At 59.8% G+C, this 1,322-nt stretch carries 1 protein-coding gene; it reads left to right on the top strand.

What is annotated here, in order from left to right; all coding sequences use genetic code 11:
* The first annotated feature begins 75 nt into the window (after positions 1–75).
* On the top strand, positions 76–1,308 hold the full coding sequence (locus BST42_RS28840; RefSeq protein WP_083123120.1) for an integrase catalytic domain-containing protein: 1,233 nt from the start codon (positions 76–78) through the stop codon (positions 1,306–1,308).
* The last annotated feature ends 14 nt before the right edge of the window (positions 1,309–1,322 follow it).

Genomic DNA, 1,322 nt, shown 5'->3' with positions numbered 1-1,322 from the left:
CGCGTTGACTCGTCGTAAATGCGCGCGAAATGGGGATTCGTTGCCTCATTGAAAATGCGCGCGTAGGCCCAGTGGATGGGGTTGACGTTGGCCGAACGCAGAGCAATCACTGAGACGACTGCGGCCCGCTATCAGCGGGCGAGTAAGAGCGCTAAGGGTCGGATTCTCGATGAGTTGTGTGCCAACACTGGCTGGCACCGAAGTCATGCCCGTACGGCGTTGGCGGGGGCGCTGAGGCCTAAAGTGGCTCTGCCACGCAAGCCGCGACCAGTGAAGTATGGTCCGGATGTTATTGCGGCACTGACGGTCTGTTGGACAGTGTTGGGCATGCCAGCCGGTAAGCGCCTGGCGCCGATGTTGGGTGAACTGGTGCCGGTCTTACGACATTTCGCAGAACTGGTTATCGATGATGAGACCGCGTCGCTGTTGGTGTCGATCTCGGCGGCCACCATCGATCGGCGCTTGGGCGCCGAGCGGGCGAAATATCAGCTCAAGGGTCGCTGCACCACCAAGCCCGGATCGCTGCTGAAGAGCCAGATTCCGGTGCGGACCTGGGCTGACTGGAACGACGCTCGGCCTGGCTTTGTCGAGATCGATTTGGTTTCCCATGACGGCGGCAATCTCACCGGGGCGCACGCCTTCACCCTGACCGTCACCGATATAGCGACCGGTTGGACGGAGAACCGCTCCGTGCCCAAAAAGACCGCCAACTGCGTGTTGGCCGCACTCAATGACATTGCCTATCGGATGCCCTTTCCGGTCTTAGGGGTCGACTCCGACAACGGATCGGAATTCATCAATCTCACCGTGCTGCAGTGGTGCGAACGCCACCACCTCACCTTCACTCGAGCGCGGCCGGGCAACAAAAACGATGGCTGTCATGCGGAGCAGAAGAACTGGGCGGTGGTGCGTACCGTGGTCGGCTACCACCGCTATGACACCGCTGCAGAACTGCTGCTACTCAACGAGATCTGGAAACTCCAGTCCAAACTGACCAACTACTTCTACCCCCAGCAGAAACTGATATCCAAGGTCCGCCACGGCGCCAAAGTCACGAAGAAATACGACACAGCGGCCACCCCTTTCCACCGTGCGATCGATCACCCGACGATCAACGAAGACCAGATCGCAGCGCTAGCCCGAACCCACGCACAGATCAACCCCGCCGCCACCCGCCGCCGAATACAAGCATTGGCCGGCCAACTACTCACCATTGCCACCAGCAAAGCTGGACCAGCAGCCAAAGCGCAACTTCCCAAGCGCGCACTCTCACGTGAGGCAACCAACAGCACTACACGCGCATCTTGACATGAGGCAACAGG

The organism is Mycolicibacterium rhodesiae, assembly GCF_002086695.1.
GTDB classification, from domain to species: domain Bacteria; phylum Actinomycetota; class Actinomycetes; order Mycobacteriales; family Mycobacteriaceae; genus Mycobacterium; species Mycobacterium rhodesiae.
The sequence above is the reverse complement of the archived record's forward strand: the minus strand, read 5'-3'. Positions and strand labels throughout refer to the sequence as shown.

Bases quoted from the DNA above. Each gene is read 5' to 3' on its own strand.
- BST42_RS28840 (WP_083123120.1), top strand. From the start codon at position 76: ATGGGGTTGACGTTGGCCGAACGCAGAGCAATCACTGAGACGACTGCG.